Annotated in this window: 1 pseudogene; it reads right to left on the minus strand. The window is 75.0% G+C overall.

Features of this window, described 5'->3' with window-relative positions:
* Positions 1 to 868 (minus strand): annotated as a pseudogene (locus tag FV228_RS30395) (MFS transporter); the annotation flags it as partial.
* Positions 869 to 1,159: the final 291 nt, after the last annotated feature.

Consider the following 1,159-nt stretch of genomic DNA (forward strand, 5'->3'; position numbering starts at 1 on the left):
GTGTCCGTACTTCGGCCGCGGCCCCGGAGCGGCGCAGGCGCTCGTGGATCGGCGCGAGCCGGCGCGGATCGCCGTCCGTGGCGATCAGGCGGGCGCCGTTGCGGGTCTGGGACGCCAGCGCCAGGGTCTTGCCGCCGCCGCCGGCGCAGAGGTCCACGATGGTCTCGCCCGCTTGCGGATCCGCCAGAAGGGCGGCGAGCTGCGAGCCCTCGTCCTGTATCTCGTACCAGCCGTCCAGAAACTCGGCCTCGACGTGGAGCGCCGGGCCTCGGCCGTCGGCGCCGATCGGGATCCGGACGCCGAGCGGCGCGTGCGGGGTCGGCGCGGCATCGAAGCCGCTCAGCGCGGGCATCAGGTCGTCACGGCTGCCGCGTAGGGCGTTGACCCGGATGTCGAGGGGTGCGCGCCGGGCGAGCGCCTTCAATTCAGGGATCAGGTCGTCGCCGAGCGCGGCCTCCAGCTCGGGCAGCACGAAGGGCGGGGCGTCGCCGGCCACTTCGGGCGGGGCCTCGTCCAGCGTGCCGGACTCGAGGCGCGTGCGCTCGTCGTCGCTCAGCGGCTCGGGGGCGAAGCGCTCGCCCGAGAACAACGCGGCCACGGACGCGGCAGCGAGCCCCTGCTGCAGCCGCAGGGAGCCGATCAGCACGGCGCGCGGCGCCTCGGAGCCCATGATCCAGGCGGCGGATGCCCGCCGGCGCAGGGCGTCGTAGACCAGGCTGGCGATCCCGGCCCGGTCGCCGGAGCCGGCGAAACGGTGGGCGAGGCCCCAATCCTTGAGCGCGTCGGCGGCGGGGCGGCGGCGCTCCGCGATATCGGTCAGGACTTCGATGGCGGCGGAGCAGCGGGCGGCGGGGGTCAGGGTCGGCATCCTTTAAAACGGCGCTCGGGCGACGCGAAACGGCCACGCTTGGCCCACGATGCCGCCACGGTACGGCCGAGCTTCCAGCACGATCCCGGCTCAGACCGGGTCGCGGGCGGTCCCGCGATGCGGGCCGGCCCCGTGTCGTATGGCATCCTCCCGCCGCGGACCAGTGCGTTCCGCGGACGGGGGCCTGTCCGGGAGTGCCTCAGATCATGTCGTCCCTCGTTCGCGTAACCCGTTCCGTGACCCTCGCCGGATTCGCCGCCGCCGCCCTCGCCGCCTGCGCGAGCGCCCCGG

The organism is Methylobacterium sp. WL18 (assembly GCF_008040015.1).
GTDB classification, from domain to species: domain Bacteria; phylum Pseudomonadota; class Alphaproteobacteria; order Rhizobiales; family Beijerinckiaceae; genus Methylobacterium; species Methylobacterium mesophilicum.